Below are 25,069 nucleotides of genomic sequence, written 5' to 3' on the forward strand. Positions count from 1 at the left end.
AACCCTATGATTTCAGTCGTAATTCTCACAAAAAACGAGGAAAAGGACCTTCCGCTTTGTCTGGCGTCATTGAGATGGTCCAATGACATTCACATACTGGACTCAGGAAGCACCGACCGGACTGTTGAAATCGGTGAAGCTCATTTTGCAAAAATCTGGCACAACGACTTTGAAAGCTTTGGCAAACAACGGAATTATGCGCTTGACCATATTCATTTTCGCTACGACTGGATCCTTTTTCTGGATGCGGACGAGATCGTAACGGACGACTTTCTGATTGAAATGAGGCTGGCAGTTCTTACTGCACCGAAGGATGTGGCCGGCTTTTACTGCTGCTGGAAAATGATGTATGAAAACCGCTGGCTCAAAAACTGCGACAATTTCCCGAAATGGCAGTTCAGATTAATGAGAAAAGACCATGCACGATTTAAGGATTTTGGTCATGGCCAAAAGGAAGATCAGGTTATGGGCAAGATCGAATATCTGAGGGAACCTTACCTGCATTATGGCTTTTCCAAAGGCTGGTCACATTGGATCAACCGCCATAACCGCTACTCGGATGAAGAAGCTTTCAGCAGGATCAATGATTGCCCGCCTTTTAAGAATATCTTTTCCAATCATTCCAGCGAACGAAATCCGGCGCTAAAATCATGGTTAAGCCGCTTGCATTTATGGCCCATGATCCGGTTCCTCCAGGCTTATCTGTTAAACCTGGGTTTTCTTGAAGGCAGGCCGGGACTGATTTATTGCGTCAATATTGCCTATTACGAGTTTTTGATCCAAATTAAAATGCGGGAGTTAAAAAACAAAAAACCGCCAAAACCAGAAGAATTCAAGATGGCCGACGCGTTGATTTTTTGAACCAGGGCTGGAAGCTCAACAGATTGTCCCTCAATGAAATACTAGGTGCCTCGATGAGTTTGTAGAATGCCAGCCCAACCAGCAACATGGCCGTCACGCAAAGAGGCACAGCGAGCATAGTGAAAGCGGGATATTTGTGAAATATTTTATCAAAAACATTCAGTATAAGAGCGTGAGTGAGATAAAGAGAATAGGCCATTAAGGCAATCTGCTTTACAAAAAGTGTTTTGCTCAACACAAAATCAGGTGAATAATAAAAGGAAACGAGCAGCATGCCGGCGGAAAAAACGAGGAACAGGTAACCGGAGCAATACTTAAACTGAGAATCAACATCAGCCAGCCAATAGGAAACCCCCGCAAAAAGGGCTGCAAAAAATAGACTTAAATAACCATTTGACCTGAACGAAACCGAATAATGATTGATAAAATAAGAAATCGTACACCCTAGCGCAATGCCGTCAAACCTGAAAATCGTTGCAGTCGTGTAATAGCCAAATTCCTTCATCTGAAAATCCCCTGCGAAATATCGTATAACAGATGGAGTCAATGTGATAGCGATCCACAAGGCGAGACGAACGTGTTTGGAAGAAGTTGCGCGGGAAGTGAGGAGGACAACGAGTGGAAACATCAGGTAAAAATGCTCTTCAATGCAAAGCGACCAGGAAATCTTGAAAAACGGAATGACCTGATAAAAGTTTTGGAAAAAGAAGAGAAATCCCGGATCGAAGTCCTGGCCTCTGCCGAAAAATACAGCAGAATAAGAAATGAGTAATGCCGCCAGATAAGGCGGATAAGTTCTGAGAAACCTTTGCAGCCAAAAACGGAGCAAATTGCCACCAGCGCTTTTCTTGTAATAAATGTTGGTGATTAAAAATCCGCTCAGCACAAAAAACATTTCAACACCATATTTGCCAATGGCAACGGTTTTATCCAAAGTAAACCGCTCTCCAATGTGATAGTAAATGACCAGGGCGATGGCAAGAAAGCGGAATAAGTCAAGATTTGCGATTCTTTTAGAAGTGTTCATTATTAATCAAATAGAGCCTTTATGAATTTTTTTTCTGATTGCGTTGACGATGGAGCCGGGAATTACACGGCGGGCAAATGAAAATGCCAGACCTTTTACAGCTTTGGGAAGAATGTCCTTTTGCAATGAAACGATATCGTGCGGCAGCATGGTAGAAACCGAAGTTTCGGGAAAAGCAGGATAATCGGCTTTGTTTCCAAACCCAAGATAAGTGAGGATTTCAGGACTGGTTTCGCTTACGAACGCAGGATTAAGCAAGATTTTTTCGCCGTGGCCCTCGTGCTGGGTTGAGATTTCATCGATTTGAAAAAGGTAAGTCAGTCGTTTAAAACCTGGCCTGTTGAATGGCTCGGCCCTGTGTATCAGATGCGTGTTGCAGATTATCAATGCTCCTTTTGGCGCTCTGACAGTCACAATGTCATCTTTATAATTTTGTTCTATGAATTTGTCCGAAAAAAAACGCTCGGTGTTCTGCTCCGACCATTTGTACGAATCGGCGATCAGCTGGAATGGATTGGTATCGGAAACATCGGACAGATAAAACAGGAACATGATGCCAGGCAAGTCGTGTTTTCCATTGTAAGCATTTCCGGCTTGCAGATTATTGTCGGTATGCCAGGGAAGATGGGACCGGGTATGTGTTTCGTAGATTCTTTGATTACTGATTTTGAAAGGATTATCAAAAAAATTACGGCAAATCCCCCTGATACGCTCCGATGTAATAATGTCGTAGCATTCTTTTGAAAGAGCCAGGGTGTGCGAAAGATACTTCATCCAGTAAGCCCTTACATATCCGAGGTTGTTATTATTAACGAGCAGCGCATCGGATGAAACAATGTTGGTAAGTGCTGTGACGGCTTCGGGAGTAAGTGCGTTTTCAAAAACATGGTAACCCGATCCGGATTTCAGTTCATGCGCAATCGTTTCTGCTTCCAGGCTAGTGAAAGCATCATTAAATAAGAGTGAATCCATACATTAAAGTTTAGGATAAAGCGAATGCGGCAACTGACAAAAATACAATCATATTGCATTGATATTCAGATAAATATACTAAATTAATTCGGAATTTTTAATAGATAATCCCCTATTATTTATCAAAAATAGGCCATACAAAAAATGCCCGTGTATTTTTCCTTTTTTCACCCCTAAAATCCCGCGTTTCACCCCATTTTGCATTAAAATTGCCGTATATATCCTTAAATTAGATACTGAATTCCAGGTCTGATCCCCCTTATTATTTTGCCTGTTTCTAATCCCCGGACAGCGATATAATTTTCTCAGACCAACCAAAAATATTTAGTCTTTTATCCCATTTACAAAGTCTGATCCCGATTGTCAGTTTCCTGACAGGTCACTAACCTGTTCTGGAAATTCAACTAAAATTTATCCCGGAACTTAAACGCTTCCGGATATACGTTTATCATCGTATGCACTGAAATCCCTAATCAGCTGCTATGGAACCGCTTTGTCAAAAATGAAAATTATCCATGTTGTATCCGGGATGGATCCAAAAGCCGGAGGCATAAGCCAGGCCATCAGGACCATGATCGGAGGATTAGCCGACCAGGGTATTTATAGTGAGGTGGTGAGCGTCGGTTCGGAAATGGGAGACCCTGAAACGGATGATCCGTTCCCAATCCACTTTACAGGCCCTGGAAAAAGTGCTTGGCAGTTTAGCACGGGATTGCAGAGCTGGCTGAATAAGAATCTCGTGCATTATGATGCGGTTCTTGTTCACGGGCTATGGCAATATCACACCTATGCTGTTTATCAAGCGATTAATGCAATAAATGGCCCGCGGCCAAAGGTGTATGTGATGCCTCACGGAATGCTGGACCCATGGTTTCAACAGGCCAAAGGCAGAGAAATGAAAAGCCTGAGGAACTGGCTGATCTGGAAATTGATAGAACACCGGATCATTCATATAGCGGATGGAATTTTTTTCACCTGCGAAACAGAGAGAAAACTCGCCCGGCAGACATTCAGTCCCTATTTCCCCAAATCTGAAATGGTTGTCGGACTTGGCGTGCATCGGCCGCCACCATACACCCGGGAAATGCAGGAAGCTTTTAACAAAGCCTGCAACATGAACAATCGGGGATATCTGCTCTTTTTGGGCAGGATCGACGAAAAAAAAGGAGTCAATTTACTCGTTGACGCCTATTTATCACTAAAATCCGAAGGTTATGACCTCCCCCCACTGGTCATCGCCGGCCCCGGAATGGACACTCCTTTCGGCATAAGTATAAAAAAACAAGCGCTGTATGATCAGGAAATCTACTTCCCCGGTATGCTTTCCGGCCCCGCGAAATGGGGCGCATTCTATGGTTGCGAAGCATTTTTATTACCCAGCCATCAGGAAAATTTCGGTATTGCCGTTGTGGAAGCCATGGCATGCGGCCGGCCGGTCCTGATTTCTGATCAGGTTAATATTTGGCGTGAAATAGAGAATAACGGCGGAGGTCTGGTAGAAAAGGATACCTCCGACGGTGTCAGGAACTTACTTGTCAATTGGTTGTCACTTTCGCAAACAGAGAGAGCCCAAATGTCGTCCAAAGCCCGGAAGGCGTTTCTAGGGGATTTTTCGGTGGAAAAAGCGGCAGGCAAACTGGGCAAAGTACTAGTCTGAAAATCCCCCCAAAAGAATGCTATTGCCTTAAGCAAACTCTTCTAACTATCCAGACATTGAAAAAGCCAATGAACGCTAATGAGAAAAAGCGTATTTTGATCTATGGCATCAACTACGCGCCTGAATTGACAGGCATTGGAAAATATACCGGGGAGCTCGCAGCATGGCTCGCCTCACACGAACATGATGTGAATGTAATAACCGCCCACCCCTATTATCCGGATTGGGAAGTGCATGCGTCGCACAAAGGGAAATGGTGGACGAAAGAGGTGCTGGATGGTGTAAAAGTTTTCCGCTGTCCGTTGTACGTTCCTAAAAACGTGACATCCATCAACAGGATACTGCACGAATTTTCATTTCTGCTGGGAATTTTGCCCTGGTGGTTTATGACCCTTTTTCAAAAGAAATTCGATGTTGTGCTTTGCATCAGCCCACCGTTCCACATTGGTATCCTTCCCCTTTTATATGCCAAAATACGGGGTGTCAGGTTCATTAACCACATTCAGGACTTGCAGGTGGATGTGGCAAAAGACCTGGGTATGATCAAAAACAGACATTTCCTTAAACTCATGTTTGCCCTCGAAAAGGCCATTTTTGACTGGGGAGGGCAGGTTTCGACGATCAGCGAGGGGATGCAGCGCAAAATTCAGGCCAAAGGCATTGCCGTTTCGAAAGTGATCCTGTTTCCCAACTGGGTCGACTCGGGACTTATTTGTCCACTAAGCCGCGAACTGTCTTTGCGGAAAGAATTCGGGATCAATAACGATGATAAGGTGGTTTTGTACTCGGGTAACCTGGGTGAAAAACAGGGGCTGGAAATCATTATTGAAGTTGCGAAATTGTATAAAGAACAGTCCAATATGCATTTTGTGATTTGCGGTTCTGGCGGCGGAAGGGACAAATTAATTAAGAGCGCGAAAGAACTGGGACTGAGCAATGTCAAATTTTATCCGCTGCAACCGTACGAAAACCTTTCGGCGCTGCTCGCAGTGGCTGATATTCACCTGGTTCTGCAAAAGAAATCCGCCTCAGACCTGGTTATGCCGTCCAAACTTACGGGCATTCTCGCGGCAGCCGGCTGTGTGATCGTCTCGGCCGTGCCGGGCACCACATTACACGACGTGATCACGAACCACAGAATGGGTATTTTAATCGAGCCTGAAAATGTGGCGGCACTGGCACAAGGAATAGAAACCGCATTGCACGAGGATTTAAATATTCTAAGAAACAATGCTCGGGAATATGCTCAGAAATACCTGACCAAAAATACAATTATCGGGAATTTTGAGTCAAACTTGCTGGCGACCGCCTGAAAACGATATGTACCTTGTCAGGAATTTACCACTAACTCTAAAATAATGGAAAATTAGTTTTATATTCTTGATAGTTAATTATTTAAAAAGTATATTTGGTGTAACAGTTGATTCCAGGGCTCCCCCACCCAATCAATTTTTGTCATTTAAGAAACCTTCCAAAACTCTTGACCTATGATATTTTCTACATATATCCTTGTCCCGGCATGCCATTCCGACTTTGCGGGAACCGATCTCCAATTTTGTACTAAACCAAGTTAATTCTATAAAAGCTACGTCAGTTTAATAACTATTTTGACAACGATTTTATGAAAAATCGCTACACAGGACTTTTGCCAAAAGTGCATTTATGGACGGACCTGCTGATGTTCAACGTATCTTTTGCAGTCGCTTATTACATTCGATTTGAGATCCGGGTTCCCGACCATTTGTATACCAATTTACTGCTGATCGGGAATTTATTATGGATTCTTACGACCTACGTATTCAGAACGTATCAGTTTAACCGGATATCGTATATACCATACCGTCAGGCAATAATTCTGCTTAAAGCCTGCGTTATCCACGTCTCTGTAATCCTGGGTTTTCTATATTTCAGCCAGCAGGGAGGTGCGGTTTCCAGGACACAGTTTTTATTGACTTATGCCATATTTGTTTCCTGTGCGCTGGTCGCCAGGGCACTGATCTGGTCGTTTATCCTATTTTGCCGCCAGGCGGGTTACAACATGAGAACCTATGCCGTAATCGGCAAAGGAGAAGTGGCCGGTCTGATCGAAGGATTTTACAATGACAGAAAGGAACTGGGCTATAAAAAATGCGGCAATTATGAAGTGGGAGAAGACAAAGATGAAGTTGTCGTTTTGGAACGTTTTCTTCAAAAAACCCAGCCTGATTTCATTTATTGCTGCCTTTCGGATATGAACGAGCTGCTGGTAAAAGGCGTGATCCGTTTTGCACAGCATCAGAAAGCACAGGTGCGTCTTGTTCCGGATTTTGGTGGTTTCATCAATAACCTGGCTACCATTGAATACCACGATCAATACCCTATTATTCAGCTCAATACAAAGCCATTCTCGGGCCTGCAGGATGAAACGATCAAGCGCGCATTTGATCTGATATTTTCAACGCTGGTCATGATCTTCGGCGCACCGATCTTCGTGTTGCTGATGGGGCTGGTGGCCATGTCCTCACCCGGGCCTGTGTTTTTCCTGCAGGAACGCTCAGGGCGCTGGGGAAAGATTTTTAAGGTGATCAAATTCAGGACAATGTATCAGGATGCTGATAAATTCGGCCTGAAACATTCCCAGGGCGATCGCGACCCGCGCATTACCCCGCTTGGCAGACTTTTGCGCCGCAGTCGCCTCGACGAGCTTCCTCAATTCCTGAACGTGTTCAAGGGCGATATGTCCATTGTTGGCCCCAGACCTCTTTTCAGGTATGATGTGGATATGCTCATGCAGGAAGTGCCGCAGGAATTTATGACTTTGCTAACCGTAAAACCAGGTATCACCTCGATCGGACAAATTAAGGTTGGTTATGCTTCCAACATTGACGAAAATCTGGAAAGGCTCCGCTACGATCTGAATTACCTGACCAAATACAGCATGGTTACCGATGTGATGCTGATTGTGCAAACGATCCAGGTCATGCTGATGGGACGGGGCAGATAGTAATCAAACTTGTAAACACATTTCAACTATTTAAATAAAAACGATGATCAAAAGAACTTTTACCCTGATGGTATGTATACTGGTGCTGACGCTGGTAATGTACAGATGCAAGAACAAAGATGCTGAACCGCTCACGCCGGATCAGGGACTGGTTGACGAACTTGCTAAAATCGACGTAGAACCGGTAAAACTGACCGATCCTGCTCCCGTCGCCACAACGGCAGCCGCCATTACGCTCTCACCTGCTGTTACCACGCTTGGAACCGAGATCGCCGGAATGGGTGCCGCTGGTGCTGAACCTGCCAATGTAAAGGCATCTGCAAATAAGTTCTCTTCGTTTTTTACCAAAGCAGAAATCGCCGCGCTGGTATCCATGAAAAAGGAAGTCCTTGATGCTGCCGGAACAACCGGAAAGTTGCCGGCAGACCTCACCGCTATCCTTAAACGCGCGAGCACCAGTCCCGAAATGGCTGCGTATTTCCCTAAGGTAACATTGCCAACCGTTAATGGAAAGGAAATCAAGGGCCTTCGCACAGGAGCGGTTGAAGGTGGGCCGGCGGGCAAATTTGAAGGCACCCTCGCAAACGACGCGTGCCTGATCGCAGCAGAAGCTGAATTTGAAAAATCCAAAGCCAAGCTGGATGCTTCCCGTTTGAAATTGCTGGCATCGGCCAAAGAAAAATATGACACCGAAGTGAAGCTGATCAGTGACGCGCAAGCTGCATGTACAGCTGGCGAACCGGCAAAATACGCGGCGATCATCAAAACAGCAGAAACACTTGCTGATCAACTGAATGCGGCGCTGGATGCAAATAAAGACTTGCTGGGAGACGATTATCTGCCACTTAAAGGTATCGTTGGGTTACAGCTCATTGCTTACCTAACCTCGCTGAACGACCTTGCCAAAGCCGATCTTCAAGCATGCGTTGCGAAAGGAACTGCGGGCGCCCTGAGTGCTTCCAATGCGCATGATGCAAACAAACTGCTCATTGAAAATGCGTACGGAGCTGCGCTTGAGGCAGCAGAAAAATCAAAAGCTAAACTTGTTGAAAGCTGTCACAATCAAGGTGGAGGAAATTAAGCATCGCTTTTTCGGTTTATTGATTAGGGTTGGTATTTTATCAACCCTAATCCTTGTTACTTGCAGCAAGGTTATTGCGCAATCAAACATTTCTGGCAAACCAGGACTCATCTATATTCCTACGGCCCGCTATGTCCCAGACGGCAACATGGAAATCGGGTTGCATTTTTTTCCCGGTAACTACGGTTTCAATTCAGATAACCAAAATCCCGGCAGAGTTTTATCCCTGAACCTGACAGTGTTGCCCAGGTTCGACATTAATATCAATGTTTTACAGTTATTTTCCACCGCTGCCAACCCGGTAAAACTCGGCCTCGGAGACCGGCAGCTCGACTTTCGATATTTAATAATGAAAGAAAGCAAGAGCCGACCTTCCCTCGCTTTCATTACATCCACTCCTACCAGCATCAGCCCCACCCTTTTGACCCATGCCCTGGTTGCAACCAAGCATTTCAATGTGGCCAAACAATGGGAGGCAGAGGTAACGGCCGGATATGGGAGTCCTTACCATGTGTACAGAAAAGGCAGCACGCTCGACAATTACGGCCTTTTTGCCAATATGGCTCTCGAAAAAAAAGAAGATTACGCCTATCACAAGCGTTATCTGGAAGGACCGTTCGGAGGAGTTTCGTTTACATTCAGATCCAAAGTGGGTTTAATGCTCGAGTATGATTCGCAAAACATCAACGCGGGTGTTTATGTAAGGGCGTTGAAAAACTGGGTTATACAGGCTGCTGTCTTAAACGGCGAACAAATCACTTTTGGGAGCGCCTACAACTTCTCACTTTTGAAGCAATCCAGGCGAATGCTTTCTCTGGGTAAAAAACAAAGTCAGGATAATGTGCAAACACCGGGCAAATCCGAAACAGATATCATTAACCCTGGCTATCGTAAGCTGCGCGGAAATTTTGAAAATGTTGGAACGGACAGCGCGGGGATCATTACTTATGAACAAAGGCTGAACCGAAACCCTTTCCCGGCCCTTTATCAGCTTAAAAAACTATTTGCGGATTCAGCTAATACGAATTTTGTGCCCCTGTTTCAGGGAATACCGATAGGACAATACAAGCTGGGAGACAAACTGGAATTCAGCCAGGTTAGCGACAAAATGAGGGAAAGGCTGAAACAAAAAAACAGATTCCCCCTTCATCGCAACGGTTATAGCCTGGACTTCTGGATCCAGCCTTATTTCAATGCTAATTTCGGGAATTATGATAAGCCTATCCAGAGCAATACGAGCGTTGCGCTTCAAAGCCAGATATTTTTGTTGCCGGGAATGTCGCTGGATTTTGGAATACTTTTCCCGATTGTAAATGACCTCGATAACCGTCCAAAAAAAATCCGCCCTGCACCTGTTTTTTTGAACCAGTTTTATTCAATAAACCACAATCATATCAGCGCATCTGCCGGTTTTTTCCAGAATGATCAATATGGCGTCAACATTCAATATCGCCGCGCCAATTTGAAACGTCCCTGGTCGTTCGGTGTGGAAGCAGGCCTGACCGGCGATTATTATTACCCCAATAAAGGAATTTACTACGGGAATATGGAAAAGTTGCTGCTCGTGCTAGATGCCGCCTACCTGCTTTCCAATCCCGATATCACATTTAAAGTGTCTGGCGGTCGCTATCTGGCGGGTGACACGGGTGTGCGGCTGGATATGCTCCGGCAGTTCTCCAACATTGAAATCGGGTTTTACGCCATGACCACCAGCAACGGTTCTACCATTGGATTTAATTTTGCAATCCCCTTATTCCCAGGCAAGCTGCTGAATGGCAAGCACGTCAGGCTCAGAACTGCAAGCGAATTTCCCTGGGAATACAACTACACAAGAGGATACCGCATCGGAGAACGCTACCGGACCGGCTACCAACTCGACCAAAAGCTAAGGCAATATCACAGCCAATATCTCAACCGCCAGTATCAGGCGAAGTGAGGAAATTATCAGGCAGAAAACGAAATCTTCACGCAAAATTTTCGACATTAGACCATCAAATGTCTTTGACAAAAAAACTGTGACCAGCGCTTATCATAAAATCTGCTTTTGATATGACACGAAACTACGCGAAGATCGCATTCCGGGGACTTGCCAGAAATAAGGCTTACGCCTTTATTAACATTACCGGCCTGGCTATCGGAATGGCTGTTGCAATGCTCATTTCTATGTGGGTGTGGGATGAATGGAGTTTCAACAAAAATATGGAAAGCAGCGATCGCATTGCGCGGGTCATGTGGAACTCTACCCAAAATGGCAAGGTCATTACATCGCCCAATATGCCGTTCCCGCTTGCTGCCGAGCTTCGGAATAGCCACGGACAAGATCTGGAAAGAGTTGCAATATCTTGGAGCAGTGATGATTATGATATTTTGTCGGGTGAAAGCAAGTTTCGTCGTAAAGGGCGTTTCATGGAACCGGAAGGTGCGTATATTTTGTCGCCTAAAATGTTGAAAGGCAGCAGGGAAGCTTTGAGAAATCCTGTATCGGTGATTATTTCTGAATCTGCGGCAGCGTCTATTTTCGGAAACGGCAGCGCGCTGGGCAAGCTCATTCTCATTGATAATGAGCTGAGAGCAGAAGTTGCGGGCGTGTATCAGGACTTTCCCGCAAATTCTGAATATAAGGATCTCGACTTCATAGCGCCCTGGAAACTGTTTATTTCCGCAAAAAGAAGACAGTGGATCGGTGAGGCAAAGGACAATTGGGGCATTAAAACATTTGAAATCCTGGTTAAGGTGGCGCCTAAAACAACCATTAATTCGGTGTCCGAGAGAATTGCCGGACTAATGCTGAACCGCGTAAAAGACAATAAGATGGAAGCCAGCCTGAAACCAAGCTTGTTGCTGCATCCTATGGAGCGATGGCACCTTTTCGGAGATTGGGAAAATGGCTTTAACACTGGCGGTCAGATCACTTATGTAACGATATTCAGTGTTGTGGGCATGGCCATTCTGTTGTTGGCTTGCATTAACTTTATGAATCTGAGCACGGCACGTTCCGAAAAACGAGCGCGGGAAGTTGGTGTTCGCAAAGCAGTTGGCTCCATGCGCTCGCAGCTGGTGTTTCAATTTTTATTTGAATCCTTCATCACCGTTACCATTGCATTGCTTGTGTCATTTGTTTTGGTAGAAGCAGCTTTACCCTATTTCAATGCGATTGCTGATAAAAATTTGCAGTTTGTGAAAGGCAGCGGATTGCTGACCAAGCCTGTTGTCTGGCTGCTGATTGTTGCTTTTTGCGGCGCTGTATCGCTCATTTCGGGAAGTTATCCGGCCTTTTATTTGTCTTCTTTCAAACCGGCAAAAATCTTAAAATCCGGTAATGTTCATTTTGGCAACATTACATCATTACCGCGAAAAATCCTGGTGGTTTTGCAGTTTACGGTTTCTGTTTCATTGATAATCGGGACCATTGTTGTTTTCCGTCAAATCCAGTTTGGGCAAAACAGAAGTGTAGGCTACGAACGCAACGGGCTGATTAATGTACAGATGCCGCGGGGAAGCGGCCCGGTGGAAGCATTGAAAAACGATCTGTTACAATCTGGTTATGTCACGGACGTCGCGCAATCTTCCGGACCAATGACGGACGTGTTGTCCAATGCAAGCGGATTTTTCTGGGCTGGAAAACCTGCGGGTCTGCAGGAAAATTTCGCGGTAATTGCAGCCTCGCACAGCTATGGTAATACGGTGGGCTGGCACGTGAAAGAAGGGCGCGATTTCTCGAAAAACGCTCCGGCAGATTCTATGGCCGTCATCCTGAATGAGTCGGCAGTGAAATACATGGGACTGAAAGATCCGGTTGGGAAAACAATCCGCTGGAAGGATGCGACATTCAACGACGACCTGTATCACATTGTGGGCGTGATCGACGACATGGTCATGCAGTCGCCCTTTGAGCAGGTGAAGCAAACCATTTATTTCATGACTTACGCGCCGAATTTTCTATTTCTAAAAATAAAACCCGGCGTAGAAACCGCCACAGCGATGGAAAAAGTGCAGTCTGTTTTCAAAAAACATTTGCCGGATGCAATTTTCGATTTCAAGTTTGCAGATCAGGAATACGGATTGAAATTTGCTGTGGAACAACGGGTTGCAAAGCTGGTCACATTCTTTGCCGTCCTGGCCATTCTCATTTCCTGCCTGGGGCTTTTCGGCCTGGCAGCATTCACAGCCGAGCGTCGCACCAAGGAAATAGGCATTCGCAAAGTCCTCGGCGCGACGATCATGAACATATGGGTAATGATATCGAAAGAATTCGTCTATCTTATTGCCGCCTCACTGCTTGTTGCCACGCCGATGACCTATTATCTCCTGTCAAACTGGCTGACTAAATACCAATATCACACCACATTATCGTGGTGGATATTTACAGTTTCGGGACTGTTGGCGTTGGGCTTAACATTACTGACAGTGAGTTACCAGGCAATAAAGGCAGCCACATTAAACCCGGTAAAATCGCTCAAATCCGATTAATCACTTTTTTTCAAACAACTTGATCGTATAATCCAGCAAAGCCGTGCCGCCCGTTTTTCCATGACCGGGGATTACAACCTGCACGTCCGGGTAAGTTTGTTTTAACTTGGTCACCGTAGCAGGCCAGGCACTTTCGTTCGCGTCTTCCAGGTTTCCTTTCCCGGCACCGATTTCCTTGATCAGGCAACCGCCAAACATTACTTTATCACTTGGGAAATAACCCACAACATTGTCTTTGGTATGCCCCTCCCCGAAAAACTCAGTTATCACATCCCTATGGCCCACTTTCAGCGAAAGCCTGTTATCAAAGCCCTTTTCCGGCGTCGGGAAATTTTTCAGTTTGGTCGACGCAATGGTTCGGTTTTCAGCATAGGACGGGATTCCGCGGCGGTGAAATTCCTTTAATCCTCCAACGCAATCCTCATGAAAATGCGTGGCAATGATCGCAGTCACCTTACAATCGAGACTATCCTGAACCCAGTTGATCAGTTGAGACGAGGTGGAGTCGTTGACCGGCGTATCGAAGATAATGGCTTCCCCTTTATCAAAAACAACCATCCCATTGCAAGGCACTTTTCCAAAAGTTTCACTTTGGAAGTAAGTAATGTGCCGGTAAACATTTGGTTTTACCTGCTCTACAATGATATCTTCTTTGCTAAAACTTTTATCAGAGATTTTTGCAGATTTACAGCAGACGAGAATTAATGAAAGGCTTAAAAATAGGAGTTGTCGCATCGTTGAGTGTCGTTTGTTTGGTTTTAGTAAAACAAAATGAATTCATTTGCTTAACCAAATTTAACCCGACAAAAAAGATGTTTTAACAACGAAAGATTATCTGGAAGCGGCAGAATCGCGGTTTACGGAAGTCAGGCTATCGAGGCCCTTTCCGTTGTTTCCCGCATGGGTACTGTCGGCAGATGCGTGGTGCCTGCGACGCTCGGATGGCGCTGATGTTTTGATCTGCACCATTCCTTCCATGCTGCGGTTTCGCATTCCGCTCATTTCCCAGCCATCAAGCGGCGCCGGACCGTCCGCGGGCGTGTAAAGGTCTGTTCTTATTTCCCTGTGAATGTAAAGACGAACCGGATTTGAACGTTTGCTCCGCGATGCCAGCTTAGTGTCATACATGTGTTCGTTCAAATAAAAGACGCCCGTCGCCAAAAGCACAAGCGAAATAAGCAGTCCTGAAAATTGCCAGTTTTTATTCATGACTATGCCGTGTATACGTTCATCGGGTTCTTCACTTCCTCGCATAGATATTTATCACCCTTGATCACTGTTTGAAGACATTTCAAAAGCTCATTAGGGTGGTTTCTCTTCAAAAGATAGCCACTTACGCCCTCGTTCATCAGAGAAGTGGCCAGGTCCCGCTGCAATTTTCCCGCGTAGACGACAAAGGAAGAGCCCGGATTTTCTTGCATAATGCGTTTCAAAGCAACATTATCAATTCCATCCGCTTCTTCCGTCATGCCGATAATGATAATATCAAAGGAATGATCTTCATCGCATTTTTTGAACGTTTGCAAACATGCCGTTTGAAGCATTGTAAGGTTCTGGAAATGATCCCTAAGGAAGATGCGCATCCCCGAACGAAGGACCGGATGCTGGTCTATTAACGCAATTTTCATGTTGCAAAACTATTGCGTATAGCGTTCAGCGACACAAGAATAAATTGAAATGATGATTGAAAAATGTTATTTGAGGATTAAAAAAATTAAACACCCTACCAAATTAATTCTATGGCTGATTTTTCATAATATTGTTTAGCAAATAACCCAGCTTTCATCATTACCGACGTCCCAATGAGCATCGAGATTATCGTGGCCGAGGATCATCCCCTGATTTTAATGGGGATTCAGCATTTGCTGATGGAACATATGCCCACAGCCGTCGTAACCGCAACCGGCGATTTCAACAAAGCGCTGGCTTTGCTGGAAAAGCAGCAATACAACCTGCTGATTATGGACATTAACTTGCCCGGCGGCGACAAAGTTGGGATGATCAGTTCGGTCAGGATGAAACAGCCCAAGATTCCGATCCTGGTTTGCTCCAGTTACGACGAGCAACTTTACGCACTGCCATTTCTGAAAGCCGGTGCCAACGGGTACATTTCCAAAACGGCCATGAACGAGGAATTCAAGCAGGCCATTGACAGTGTGATCAACGGAAAAATTTACGCAAGCCCCACGGTTATGGAACAGGTTTTCGGACAGCTTTTTAATAGCAAAGGCAACCCCGACTCCATTGTAGACAAGCTTACCGACAAAGAGCTGGAAGTGGCCAAGCTTTTATCCAAAGGACTGTCTACCAAAGCTATAAGCGAACACATTCACCTTTCATCGTCATCGGTGAGCAGTTATAAAGCCAAGATTTTTGATAAACTGGGTGTCAATAACATTATCGAGCTGACGAGATATTTTGAATTGAACGGGTAACTTCTATCCCTGGCATTCTCTTACATTAAAATGTCTGACCGACGCCCGAATGAGAATTGACATGGTCATTGTCTTACGATGGTTTCTCTGCCTGATGCTCCTTGCCTTTCATACCAAAGCGCAGCAGCAGCAGGAATTATCAGCGTATCGCCTGCAACATTTTACGGATGAAAACGGTCTTCCGCAAAACAGCGTAAAAGCGGTTATGGAGGACAAAAACGGCTTCTATTGGCTCGCAACGGAAGCTGGCGTGGTGCGTTTTGACGGGCAGAAATTTTTGACTTTTGACAGATCAAACCTGCCGATTTTCAGTAACCGCATACGCGGCTTCGTTCCCGCACTTCCAGGCCCGAATGCCAACCCGGCTTTCGAATTTTACGCACTTACGGAAAACAATCAATACATTGGCATTCTCAATAATGGCCTGGTTGCTTCGGACACGGCGTTTTATGAAAAATACCGGACCACCGATCCGTTTGCCGACAAAAACGTGCGGCATAACAGCATGCTGGGAAGCGTCCCCGAGCAATATCCGAGCGATCCCATGGCGGAACATTATTTCGCAGTTTCCGACAGCCGGACCTTCTTTATCTGGAAACAAAAAACCGTTTCCTGCTACAAAGACGGGAAACTCATTTACACTGCAACCGGATCTTTCAAAGATTTTTTCCTGATAGGATCTCAACCGTATGCGCTCGATTCGGCAGGAACAATCATTCAAATCACAAACAAAACGACTAATAAAGTTCAATTTCCGGAAGGCGACATTGTTCACAATATGCTGTATTCCAGGCAAAAATCAAATTTCAAGCTCTACTGGAACAATGTTGCCAGATGCGCATTTCTGTATTTAAACAAAAGTTTTTACACCCTTGAAGAATCGGGCAACGGTCGCCTGACGACTAAGCTCATACTAAAAGATTACGACTTTGCGGACCTTGACATCGTCGCGGCACATTATGACAGAACGAGCGGAGCGCTGCTGTTGGGGAGCAGTACGAAAGGATTGTTTCTGATTAAAAGCAAAAATTTCCAAATGCTGAAACTGGCTTCCAAGGATGCTGATAATGCATATTACGCCCAAAAACCCGCCGGGAAACACGCTGTTATTACGGGCCAGGGTTACCAGCTTGGACTCAATGCCACGGGTTCGCAGGTTGTCGCGAGCAAAGTTTCAGCATTCATGGAGAATTTTGCCTACAAATTTGCCATCGCAATGAATCCGGACAGCTCGTTCTGGTTTGGGATCGGATATAATCTTTTTAAGTTGGATAAAACAGCAAAAAAAGTACTCGTGCGCTTGAAATTGCAGGACAATGCCAAAGCATTTTTTATTGACCAACAACACAGGCTCTGGATCGGCAGCGAAAATAATTCGCTTTACCAAATGGAGAGTTCGGCCGGGCAATATCACACAAAACTGGTTGTGAAAGCACCATTCGGCGGCGTTTCCATTATTGGGCAGGGAGCAGCAGACATGCTGTTTATTGGGGGAACAAAAGGCGTTTTCACATTTAATGTGCGTACCAAAGCGGTCCAAAAGCTTCTGAATTTCAACAAGATGAACATTCGTAGTTTCTACACAACCGCCGATGGAACCTGGATCGCGACTTATGGCAACGGAATTTTTCTATTTAAAAACAATAGGTTGATCCAATTTCCGCTGGATAAGGACCGGTTTCTGGCCACTTCACATTGCATAACCGAAGACGCAAAAGGCTTTTTCTGGATCAATACGAACCGGGGACTTTTTCAGGTTGCCAGGCAACAGTTATTGGATTACGCCAGGAACAACAAAAATCTCGTTTACTATCTCTATTACGACAGGAGCCAGGGTTTCGCGACGAATGAGTTCAATGGCGGTTGCCAACCGTGTTCTGTACGGCTTGGTGATGGCATCGTATCGCTTCCTTCCATGGATGGCCTGGTTTGGTTTTCTCCTAACCAAATAATGGCTGAACTTCCCGGAAAAGGTATTTTTATTACTTCCATCAATCTCGAGCGTAAAGAGATCAGGGTCACGGACACACTCAAAATCCCGCGCGAATTTGAGCAGCTGCGGTTGCAGGTGACAACGCCGTATCTCGGTCATGTCAAGAATATTCAAATGCATTATTCCTTGTCGGGCGAAGGCAGGGAGCAGAAATGGTTTCCGGTGAATGCGGATTTTGTCATTCCTATTCCTAAAATTTCCTACGGTAATTACAAACTCACGATCCGTAAGGTAAACGGCTTTAAGACAAACGATTATACTTACAAAACCGTCAGACTCACTATTGCTCGGGCGTGGTATGAGACGTGGTGGTTTCGGTCCGTGTTAGCACTTTTGATCCTCGGCTTATTCTTCATGGCAGTTAAATGGCGGACAGGCTATCTTGTCAAAAAAGAGCGAAAAGACAATCTGCTCAGACATTATCGGGTTATCAGCCAGATCGTGGCGGCCGTTAATCACGACATTCAGACACCTTTGCATTACATAGGTTATTCGCTAAGGCAAATCAATGCTTATTTGCACAAACAGGATAACGGCAATCCACTGATTACGAGAATGAGCGACGAGTCGCTGAACACATCTGAACGGGTCGGGACCCTAACCAAAAATTTGCTGGATTATATTAAAATACAAAACAAAAACAGCTCTTCGCGGACACACATGGGCCACGTAGAAGTGCGGGAAATGGTTTCAGGCATTTGCGAGCTGTTTTCAGCAATTGCCGGATTCAGAGGCATAACGATCCGAAACGAAGTGGAGCCGGGCTTTGAAGTGTGGAGCGATCCCAGTTTATTGTCAATTGTTATTCATAATCTTTTGGATAACGCCCTGAAAATAAGCGCCTCAGAAATCATTATTTCTACAAACATCATAGCAGGAAAAAAGCAGATCATCATTGAAGACAGCGGCACCGGTATGCCCGGGGATCTGATGAAATGGCTCAATAAATCCTATCGGTCATACGAGGAATGGCTCAAAATTTCACTTTATCCCGAACAGAAAGGGATCGGACTTGTGATCCTTAAGGATCTATGCGTGTTGCTCCGCATTGACATCATTGCCTCAATAAACGCAAAAAATCATACGACCGTTCGGCTGATGTTTGATCAGGGAAAAGGGTGACCATTTTATCAATCGCCATGTTAAAAAACTACCTGATTCTCGCATTCCGTAATCTTGTAGAAGATAAGTTTTACGGCCTTATCAACATTCTCGGTCTGATCATCGGTGTAACATGCGGCAGTTGCTACTTTTATATGCTACCGACGAGTTAAATTACGACCGGCATCACGCAAAAGCTCCAGATCTATCGCATTGTTTCCTATGAATAATATTTTCCTATTCTTTCACAAATCTGAGACTAGCATTTTCTCTCTGGCACTTTCACCACTTTAAAGTTAAATTTCTTAATCGCTTTAAGCAGATCACCATACTTAGCTAGTGACGCCTCTTCGACCGTCGCATAAACCCCTGGCTCCATTTCAGCCGGTTTTGCTTTGTTTGATTGAGTTGCAGTTGCCATATAAATATGATTTATACAATGTTAGTATTTTTTAGAGAGATAACAAAAGCACAATATCGCTGATTTGCTCGGAACAACTCGAAACCGTCCCTTGTTACACCGTAGACCTTGAAACGATCGTTTAGCATTGACAGTTCTTTTGATATAGCAATTTGATATAACCTTGTACGAGCATCCGAACTGCCGGAAAAAATTACAATAGCATCGGGTTCATCTGTCAAAAAGATTTCTATCGCTTTATAAACAGTAACTAAGATCTTCTTCATGTCGCCATTATTGCTAACAGTCCTAATATCAAGGGAGCCATTTGGGCGCACATTAGCAAGCATAAGTGTGTAAATGTCCGGCTCCTCCGTTTTAGAAAACGTGATAGTCTTTGAAATTTCCTCCTTCCCAACACTCACAAAATCAAATCTCCTCGCTTCGTTAAGAACTGTAAATTGATAAAAAGGTTTGTCCATAGGTGTGTTTTAATTTACATCCCCATTGAGACGCGGCTTCCCGAACAAAGTCACATTGCATCGCAAGCTTATTTTTAAGATATTCAACTGCGCAAACGCCCTTATGCCATGGCTACGTCAAAGGATGAGCAGTTTTATTCGAAATTACCTGAAAACCACATTTCGCTTAATGACCTTTTGACGGAAGAACACCTGTTTTACAAGGTTCCGGACAGCTGGTTTGTGCTCATTACCGACATTCAAAATTCCACGCTTGCGGTCATCAATGGGAGCCATGAAACGGTTAATCTGGTTGCCACGGGGAGCATTGTTACGGTTTTAAACATTGCGTTTAAAGCCAATATCGCTGTTCCGTTCTTTTTTGGTGGAGATGGCGCCACTTTCCTGCTTCCTGCGTCGATTGTGGGTCTGGTGATGCCTGCGCTGCGGTTGTATAAAGCGAATACACTGGCCAATTTTGAGCTGAAATTGAGAGTTGGCCTGGTTGCTGTCCGTGACATTTATGCGCAGGGACACGAACTGAAGCTGAGCAAATTCCGTCGTTCCCACATTTTTGCAATCCCCATCATTCTTGGAAACGGACTCAATTACGCCGAACAGGTCATTAAAGGGGAAGGATATTTATTCGGCGAGGATGGACCGGCGGAGAATGAGCTTGACCTGAGCGGAATGCAATGCCGTTGGGATCGGATCGAGCCGCCCAAACAAAACAATGAAATCGTTACTTTGCTGGTTATTGCAGTAAAAGTGGAAGAACAGCCGCAGGTTTTCAGCCGAGTCTTGCATCAAATTGACGCCATATACGGCAGTCCGGAAGCGCGTCAGCCTATTTCGGTTCCCAAACTAAAATGGAAAACAACTTTCAACCGGCTCGAAGTGAAAGCCAAGACCGGCCATGCAAATATTTTTAGCGTAATAGGAAGCTGGTTTGCTGCTATTATGGGCTACTTTTATTTCCGCACAGAAAAAGGCAGAAATTACCTCAACAGTCTGGTGGAAATGGCCGATACGCTGGTGATCGACGGGAAAATCAACACCGTAATCTCAGGCACGGAACACCAGCGGATAGCCCTGCAAAAAGTGCTTGACGACATGGAATTAAACAACGAGATCCGCTACGGACTTTACGTAAGCACAGAATCCGTCATGTCATGCTACGTCCGCGACCTGAAAGATGGCCACATTCATTTTGTAGACGGATCAGAGGGCGGATACACCAAAGCCGCGGGTGTTTTGAAACCTAAATTGCGGAAGTTTTAGAATATCAATTTGCCCAAATCTCATCTCAAACCAACTTTTCAACCGTAATAGGCAACTCCCGGATGCGCTTTCCTGTGGCATGAAATACCGCATTGGCGACAGCAGCGGCTACGCCGACGATGGCTATTTCTCCCAAGCCTTTTGAGCCGATCGGATTTACGAGCGTATCAGGCTTATCCACATAGATCACGTCAATTTGAGGAATATCTGTGTGGACGGGAATGTGATAATTGGCAAAATCGTTGTTAATATAGCGACCATAGCGATGATCCATAACGGACGCTTCCATCAGCGCCATGCCAATACCACCGACCACGCCGCCAATTGACTGGCTGCGAGCGGTTTTGTAATTGATGATTTTGCCCACATCCGCACAAGTCACAACACGCTTCACGCGCACTTCGCCGGTGACAGGATTTACATGAACTTCCACGAAATGGCAGCCAAAAGAATACATGGAATATTGATCGCGTTCCGGCCCGGATTTCGATTCTTCGGTGACTTCAACCTGAGGTAAATTGTGGTATTTCAAAATATCCTGATAAGGAATGTCTTTTGAGCCTAAGCCTGGCACTGCGGCAGCCAATTCCGCCAGTTTCTTTTTCAGCGCTTCGCAGGCCATATGCACCGCAGAGCCAACACTCGGAATCGTCGATGAGCCGTTTTGCCCCGGCGCGTCCGGCAGGCTGGAATCTCCTAAGTCAAAGCGGATCTTTTTCGGGCTTATTCCCAATACTTTGGCTGCAATGCTGGTCATGGCTGTTCCAGTTCCCGGCCCGATATCCATCGTGGCGCTTTGCACGACTACCGAGCCGCTTGCGAGCATAATGGCTTTGGCTTTGCTCAGATGCCGGTGGAAACCATATAAACTGGAAGCCACGCCATAGCCGACAAACATTCCATCCTTTTGCATAGAACGCGGTTCCAATGTATGATTTTTCCAACCAAATTTCTCTGCGCCCAGCTCATAACATTCCCTGAGCCCTTTGGCCGACCAGGGCAAATTCCGTTCCGGATCGCTTTCCGCATAATTGCGCAACCGCATATCCAGCGGATCCATTTCCAATGCATATGCCAATTCATCCAATGCTGATTCCAATGCAAACATGCCCGTTGCGTCACCAGGGCCGCGCATCCATGTGGGTGTGTTCACATCGAGACTGAGCAGCTTGTATTTCGTTGATACATTCGGGCAGGCATACATGGCGCGGGAAGCGAGGATGGTCCGTTCCAGGTGCTCTTCATAAGCCGAGGTTTGCCCTATTCCTTCGTGCGCAATCGCAGAAAGTACTCCGTTTTCATCGGCGCCAATCGCCACTTTTTGAACCGTATAAGGCCGGTAACCCACCGATGTGAACATTAATTCACGCCCCAAAACCAGCTTTACAGGCCGGTTCAATTTTTTGGCAGCCAGCACAGCCGCCACAGTATGAGGCCATACGCGGATGCCCGATCCAAATGCCCCGCCAATAAACTGTGCATTCACTTTTACATTTTCCCGCGGCAGTTTGAATGCCTGCGCCAGATTCCCCTGCGCCGACTTAACCCCTTGATTTTTATCATATATCGTCAACTTATCTGCGCCTTCCCAAACCGCAATGATCGCATGCGGCTCCATCGGCTGATGATGCTGTGTCGGGATTGTGTACGTGGCTTCTATTTTCACTTTTGCATCATGAATCGCAGCAGGATTTCCTCTGACATAATCCTGAAACGGAGAATTTTTATTTTTCAGAACACCCTGCGCAATGGCAGCATGCTGCATATTTGCCTCAAAATCAGTCCGGTGCTTTTCAATTTCGTATTCGATTTTCACAAGCGAGGCAGCGTAATTGGCCTGCTCCCAGCTTTCAGCAACGACCATAGCAACCGGCTGACCATTGAAATAAATGAGATTATCGAAAAATACACGAAACGCCGTACCCATGTTTGCCCGCTCGGCAGGTTGCTTAGCTTCTCCGTATCCCGGCACTCCAGGAGAATTCAAATGGCTGATCACAGCCAGCACACCAGGCACGGCTTCTGCGTCTTTTGAATTCATATTTGAAATAAACCCCTTTGCTATCGTACTCGTTATCAGCACTGCGTGAACCAAATTTTCAAAGGCATATTCCGCCGAATAAGGCGCGGTTCCTTTCACCTTAACCCACCCATCCACGCGATCAAGCGACATTTGCGGTTCATGATGGTTAACAGGTGCCGTTTTTTCTTTTTGATTACGGTCAGCAACATCCTTGATGGCATTCACAATGTTCGGATAAGCGCCACAGCGGCAAAGGTTGCCGCTCATGAATTCCTGAATCTCAGCTTCCGATCCTGCTTGTCCCTCGCGAACGCAGGAAACTGCGGACATAATCTGGCCGGGCGTGCAGTAACCGCATTGGAAACCATCATGCTTGATAAAAGCCTCCTGCATTGCGTGAAGCTCATTTTCATTGCCCAGGCCTTCTATCGTTGTGATTTTTTTTCCGTCTTGCATAACAGCGAAGCTCATGCAGGAAAGCACGCGTTGACCATCAATATGAATGGTACATGCTCCGCACTGGCCAAAATCGCAGCCTTTTTTTGTTCCGGTAAGCGCCAGTTTTTCGCGGAGCAGATCCAGTGTGGTCGTGCGCGGGTCTATGGTTAAGCGCTTCTTTTTGCCGTTTACGTGCAAAGAGAGTTTGACTTTTTCAGCATTTCCAACAGGCAGCTCCTCTTCAACTGCCGCTTGCAGGAAAGAAGCGGGCGCCAATGCCAGCCCGGCAATGGCCATGGACTGTTTAAGGAAAAGACGGCGGTCTTCCGGCAGATTGAAAAAATAATCATTGTTTGTCCCTTCGCTGTCCGCTTTCTTGTTCGTCATATCATGGTGAAATAATATAATTCCAATAAGCGCTACCGAAGCGGAAGTCTACCCATCCACGTTGCTTGTTGAAGTGAAGCTTAATGTTTCGTTGCGAGCACTTCCCGCACAAGCGTCCAGCGGATTTCCGGATAACGGTTATTATCGAGCGGACTGAGTTTTGGCTTGCCGCTCAACATATTGTGCAAATATTGCATTCCTTGCCAGGGCGGAAATACTTCGTCGTTCTTGGGGGATAAGGCGCGTGTAATTTTGATCATTAATGCAAGAAATTCCAAACTGCCCGCACGCAATGTCCCGAATTCCTCGCCCGTCACTTTCGTAGCAGCCGATTGGATATCCCGGATCGTTGCAACCTCACCGGCAATGCGCAGGAATCGCGGCGTTGTCGGATCGAGCGCGGCAGCGGCTGTATAAGCAGCTGTATCTCTGGTTGTTGTAAAATCCATTGGTTGATTGGCATCCCCCCAGTAAAGCACACGTTTGATCTTAAATAAAACCACGGGCGCCTGCCCGGTTAGCAGGTCTGTAAACATGCCGTTGAGAATAGAAGTGGGTGCTATAGGCGCATTATCGAGCCTGGTGCTGAACTCACGGCGGAGATCGAGGTTGCGGTTGCTTCCTTCCGGCAATTTGGTAAAGTCAATGCAGTAATCTGACGGAATAAAGCGCGGAACGCCTGCTTCGACGGCTGCATTCAATAAACGGGTTTGCGTTTCCACGATCACGTCCCTAAGCCCCGAAAGGGCAGAAACTACACAAGTTCCGCCGGAACAGGCTTGCGTCAGTTCGGCTACACTGTTAAAATCCACCTCAATGATCTCAGCGCCCAGACGGCGCAGCTCTGGAATACGTGAACTGGAACTTCCTTTCCTGACCAACGCCTTTAAAATGCCGCCGCGCCGGATCACAAAACCGGCAATAAGAAAACCCAATTCGCCTGTGGCGCCAGCCAGAATGATTGTCCCGGATTTGGGCGGTTGCGTAAAGTCTGTCATGATGAAGATTTGAATGTGCGGGAGAAGCTACAACAATTGTACCCGCATAAATCTCATCACTTCAAGGGATCAACACATTCCATAAGTTCACGGCCAGAAATCTCTCCGGCACTGATGTCGCAGTGGATAATTCCTTTGAACTCCAATGCAGACAGCCTTCCGCCGCCCCTGCTTTCGAATGAAACCGTTGAGCGTGGCTGACCCATGTTAAATATTCTGGATCCCTTTTCGGGATAGGCATCCGCTAGCGCCCGCAGCACTTCTTCGCTGCTGAATTCGAGCGACTTAAATGTAAATCTGTCATAATCGCCATCCCAGCTTAAATAGAGCAGGAAGCGTTGTTGCGGAGCGATTTCGAAGTAAAAGTTAAAACGCCGGTGATTGGCAAAAGCGCTTGAAAGTTGCAATTCGCTAGATTCAGGAAAATATGCTTTTATTTCGTCTCGCAAATAATTGGGTACATCCATACTTTTTCGGAGTTACAGTTTTTGATTTGCGGCA

20 protein-coding genes are annotated in these 25,069 nt (G+C 45.8%); 10 read left to right on the forward strand and 10 right to left on the reverse strand.

Going from position 1 to position 25,069, the window contains the following annotated elements; translation table 11 throughout:
- The first annotated feature begins 6 nt into the window (after window positions 1–6).
- Window positions 7–861, forward strand: a complete 855-nt coding sequence (locus NFI81_RS11450) for a glycosyltransferase family 2 protein (RefSeq protein WP_234612305.1) — start codon at window positions 7–9, stop codon at window positions 859–861.
- On the opposite strand, the gene NFI81_RS11455 is transcribed toward NFI81_RS11450, so the two are convergent.
- The gene (locus tag NFI81_RS11455) at window positions 833–1,888 is read right to left on the reverse strand and encodes an acyltransferase family protein (RefSeq protein WP_234612304.1); all 1,056 of its coding nucleotides are present in this window, start codon (window positions 1,886–1,888) and stop codon (window positions 833–835) included. The two genes, NFI81_RS11450 and NFI81_RS11455, sit on opposite strands and share 29 nt — an antisense overlap.
- 6 nt (window positions 1,889–1,894) lie before the next feature.
- The gene (locus NFI81_RS11460) at window positions 1,895–2,860 is read right to left on the reverse strand and encodes a phytanoyl-CoA dioxygenase family protein (protein WP_234612303.1); all 966 of its coding nucleotides are present in this window, start codon (window positions 2,858–2,860) and stop codon (window positions 1,895–1,897) included.
- Window positions 2,861–3,362: 502 nt separating this feature from the next.
- Between NFI81_RS11460 and NFI81_RS11465 the strand changes: the two genes are divergently transcribed.
- The 6 genes from NFI81_RS11465 to NFI81_RS11490 all read left to right on the forward strand — a co-directional run bounded on the left by NFI81_RS11465 (window position 3,363) and on the right by NFI81_RS11490 (window position 13,051).
- Complete coding sequence (locus NFI81_RS11465; protein WP_234612302.1) at window positions 3,363–4,517, forward strand: glycosyltransferase; 1,155 nt, start codon at window positions 3,363–3,365, stop codon at window positions 4,515–4,517.
- A gap of 56 nt (window positions 4,518–4,573) precedes the next feature.
- A complete protein-coding gene (locus tag NFI81_RS11470) occupies window positions 4,574–5,830 on the forward strand; it encodes a WcaI family glycosyltransferase (protein WP_234612301.1) in 1,257 nt (418 codons plus the stop codon).
- A gap of 308 nt (window positions 5,831–6,138) precedes the next feature.
- Window positions 6,139–7,500, forward strand: a complete 1,362-nt coding sequence (locus NFI81_RS11475; RefSeq protein WP_234612300.1) for an exopolysaccharide biosynthesis polyprenyl glycosylphosphotransferase — start codon at window positions 6,139–6,141, stop codon at window positions 7,498–7,500.
- 43 nt (window positions 7,501–7,543) lie between these two features.
- Window positions 7,544–8,581 carry a hypothetical protein gene (locus tag NFI81_RS11480; protein WP_234612299.1) on the forward strand — a complete coding sequence of 346 codons (1,038 nt, stop codon included), beginning with the start codon at window positions 7,544–7,546 and terminating at the stop codon, window positions 8,579–8,581.
- On the forward strand, window positions 8,547–10,517 hold the full coding sequence (locus NFI81_RS11485) for a YjbH domain-containing protein (protein WP_234612298.1): 1,971 nt from the start codon (window positions 8,547–8,549) through the stop codon (window positions 10,515–10,517). Before NFI81_RS11480 ends, NFI81_RS11485 begins: the two co-directional genes overlap by 35 nt.
- A 113-nt stretch (window positions 10,518–10,630) precedes the next feature.
- Window positions 10,631–13,051 (forward strand): ABC transporter permease, encoded by a 2,421-nt coding sequence (locus NFI81_RS11490; protein WP_234612297.1) that lies wholly within the window; start codon window positions 10,631–10,633, stop codon window positions 13,049–13,051.
- On the opposite strand, the gene bla is transcribed toward NFI81_RS11490, so the two are convergent.
- The 3 genes from bla to NFI81_RS11505 all read right to left on the reverse strand — a co-directional run bounded on the left by bla (window position 13,052) and on the right by NFI81_RS11505 (window position 14,679).
- The gene (gene bla / locus NFI81_RS11495; protein WP_234612296.1) at window positions 13,052–13,786 is read right to left on the reverse strand and encodes a subclass B1 metallo-beta-lactamase; all 735 of its coding nucleotides are present in this window, start codon (window positions 13,784–13,786) and stop codon (window positions 13,052–13,054) included. It lies immediately after the preceding gene.
- A 96-nt stretch (window positions 13,787–13,882) separates the two neighbouring features.
- Entirely contained in the window at window positions 13,883–14,260 is a 378-nt protein-coding gene (locus tag NFI81_RS11500; RefSeq protein WP_234612295.1) for a hypothetical protein, read from the reverse strand.
- A 2-nt stretch (window positions 14,261–14,262) separates the two neighbouring features.
- Window positions 14,263–14,679, reverse strand: coding sequence for a response regulator (locus NFI81_RS11505; protein ID WP_234612294.1), 417 nt, complete (start codon window positions 14,677–14,679; stop codon window positions 14,263–14,265).
- 174 nt (window positions 14,680–14,853) lie between these two features.
- Here NFI81_RS11505 and NFI81_RS11510 point away from each other — a divergent pair, with 174 nt between their 5' ends.
- Both NFI81_RS11510 and NFI81_RS11515 read left to right on the forward strand, forming a co-directional pair.
- Window positions 14,854–15,486 carry a response regulator transcription factor gene (locus NFI81_RS11510; RefSeq protein ID WP_234612293.1) on the forward strand — a complete coding sequence of 211 codons (633 nt, stop codon included), beginning with the start codon at window positions 14,854–14,856 and terminating at the stop codon, window positions 15,484–15,486.
- 49 nt (window positions 15,487–15,535) lie between these two features.
- Window positions 15,536–18,601 carry a sensor histidine kinase gene (locus NFI81_RS11515; protein ID WP_234612292.1) on the forward strand — a complete coding sequence of 1,022 codons (3,066 nt, stop codon included), beginning with the start codon at window positions 15,536–15,538 and terminating at the stop codon, window positions 18,599–18,601.
- 238 nt (window positions 18,602–18,839) lie between these two features.
- On the opposite strand, the gene NFI81_RS11520 is transcribed toward NFI81_RS11515, so the two are convergent.
- Both NFI81_RS11520 and NFI81_RS11525 read right to left on the reverse strand, forming a co-directional pair.
- Window positions 18,840–19,001: a hypothetical protein gene (locus tag NFI81_RS11520; RefSeq protein WP_234612291.1), complete on the reverse strand. Its 162-nt coding sequence runs from the start codon at window positions 18,999–19,001 to the stop codon at window positions 18,840–18,842.
- An 11-nt stretch (window positions 19,002–19,012) separates the two neighbouring features.
- A complete protein-coding gene (locus NFI81_RS11525) occupies window positions 19,013–19,462 on the reverse strand; it encodes a DUF6934 family protein (RefSeq protein WP_234612290.1) in 450 nt (149 codons plus the stop codon).
- Window positions 19,463–19,570: 108 nt separating this feature from the next.
- Between NFI81_RS11525 and NFI81_RS11530 the strand changes: the two genes are divergently transcribed.
- On the forward strand, window positions 19,571–20,722 hold the full coding sequence (locus NFI81_RS11530) for a DUF3095 family protein (protein WP_234612289.1): 1,152 nt from the start codon (window positions 19,571–19,573) through the stop codon (window positions 20,720–20,722).
- A 25-nt stretch (window positions 20,723–20,747) separates the two neighbouring features.
- Here NFI81_RS11530 and NFI81_RS11535 read toward each other — a convergent pair whose 3' ends face one another.
- From NFI81_RS11535 to NFI81_RS11550, 3 genes are all read right to left on the reverse strand, one after another.
- Window positions 20,748–23,570, reverse strand: coding sequence for a molybdopterin-dependent oxidoreductase (locus NFI81_RS11535; RefSeq protein WP_310589232.1), 2,823 nt, complete (start codon window positions 23,568–23,570; stop codon window positions 20,748–20,750).
- An 80-nt stretch (window positions 23,571–23,650) separates the two neighbouring features.
- Complete coding sequence (locus NFI81_RS11545) at window positions 23,651–24,568, reverse strand: NmrA family NAD(P)-binding protein (protein ID WP_234612288.1); 918 nt, start codon at window positions 24,566–24,568, stop codon at window positions 23,651–23,653.
- Between the two features lie 56 nt (window positions 24,569–24,624).
- A complete protein-coding gene (locus NFI81_RS11550) occupies window positions 24,625–25,035 on the reverse strand; it encodes a hypothetical protein (RefSeq protein ID WP_234612287.1) in 411 nt (136 codons plus the stop codon).
- Window positions 25,036–25,069 lie beyond the last annotated feature (34 nt).

Source organism: Dyadobacter fanqingshengii (genome assembly GCF_023822005.2).
GTDB lineage: Bacteria > Bacteroidota > Bacteroidia > Cytophagales > Spirosomataceae > Dyadobacter > Dyadobacter fanqingshengii.

Bases quoted from the DNA above. Each gene is read 5' to 3' on its own strand.
- NFI81_RS11450 (WP_234612305.1), top strand. From the start codon at position 7: ATGATTTCAGTCGTAATTCTCACAAAAAACGAGGAAAAGGACCTTCCG.
- NFI81_RS11455 (WP_234612304.1), bottom strand. From the start codon at position 1,888: ATGAACACTTCTAAAAGAATCGCAAATCTTGACTTATTCCGCTTTCTT.
- NFI81_RS11460 (WP_234612303.1), bottom strand. From the start codon at position 2,860: ATGGATTCACTCTTATTTAATGATGCTTTCACTAGCCTGGAAGCAGAA.
- NFI81_RS11465 (WP_234612302.1), top strand. From the start codon at position 3,363: ATGAAAATTATCCATGTTGTATCCGGGATGGATCCAAAAGCCGGAGGC.
- NFI81_RS11475 (WP_234612300.1), top strand. From the start codon at position 6,139: ATGAAAAATCGCTACACAGGACTTTTGCCAAAAGTGCATTTATGGACG.
- NFI81_RS11480 (WP_234612299.1), top strand. From the start codon at position 7,544: ATGATCAAAAGAACTTTTACCCTGATGGTATGTATACTGGTGCTGACG.
- NFI81_RS11490 (WP_234612297.1), top strand. From the start codon at position 10,631: ATGACACGAAACTACGCGAAGATCGCATTCCGGGGACTTGCCAGAAAT.
- bla (WP_234612296.1), bottom strand. From the start codon at position 13,786: ATGCGACAACTCCTATTTTTAAGCCTTTCATTAATTCTCGTCTGCTGT.
- NFI81_RS11500 (WP_234612295.1), bottom strand. From the start codon at position 14,260: ATGAATAAAAACTGGCAATTTTCAGGACTGCTTATTTCGCTTGTGCTT.
- NFI81_RS11505 (WP_234612294.1), bottom strand. From the start codon at position 14,679: ATGAAAATTGCGTTAATAGACCAGCATCCGGTCCTTCGTTCGGGGATG.
- NFI81_RS11510 (WP_234612293.1), top strand. From the start codon at position 14,854: ATGAGCATCGAGATTATCGTGGCCGAGGATCATCCCCTGATTTTAATG.
- NFI81_RS11515 (WP_234612292.1), top strand. From the start codon at position 15,536: ATGAGAATTGACATGGTCATTGTCTTACGATGGTTTCTCTGCCTGATG.
- NFI81_RS11520 (WP_234612291.1), bottom strand. From the start codon at position 19,001: ATGGCAACTGCAACTCAATCAAACAAAGCAAAACCGGCTGAAATGGAG.
- NFI81_RS11525 (WP_234612290.1), bottom strand. From the start codon at position 19,462: ATGGACAAACCTTTTTATCAATTTACAGTTCTTAACGAAGCGAGGAGA.
- NFI81_RS11530 (WP_234612289.1), top strand. From the start codon at position 19,571: ATGGCTACGTCAAAGGATGAGCAGTTTTATTCGAAATTACCTGAAAAC.
- NFI81_RS11535 (WP_310589232.1), bottom strand. From the start codon at position 23,570: ATGACGAACAAGAAAGCGGACAGCGAAGGGACAAACAATGATTATTTT.
- NFI81_RS11545 (WP_234612288.1), bottom strand. From the start codon at position 24,568: ATGACAGACTTTACGCAACCGCCCAAATCCGGGACAATCATTCTGGCT.
- NFI81_RS11550 (WP_234612287.1), bottom strand. From the start codon at position 25,035: ATGGATGTACCCAATTATTTGCGAGACGAAATAAAAGCATATTTTCCT.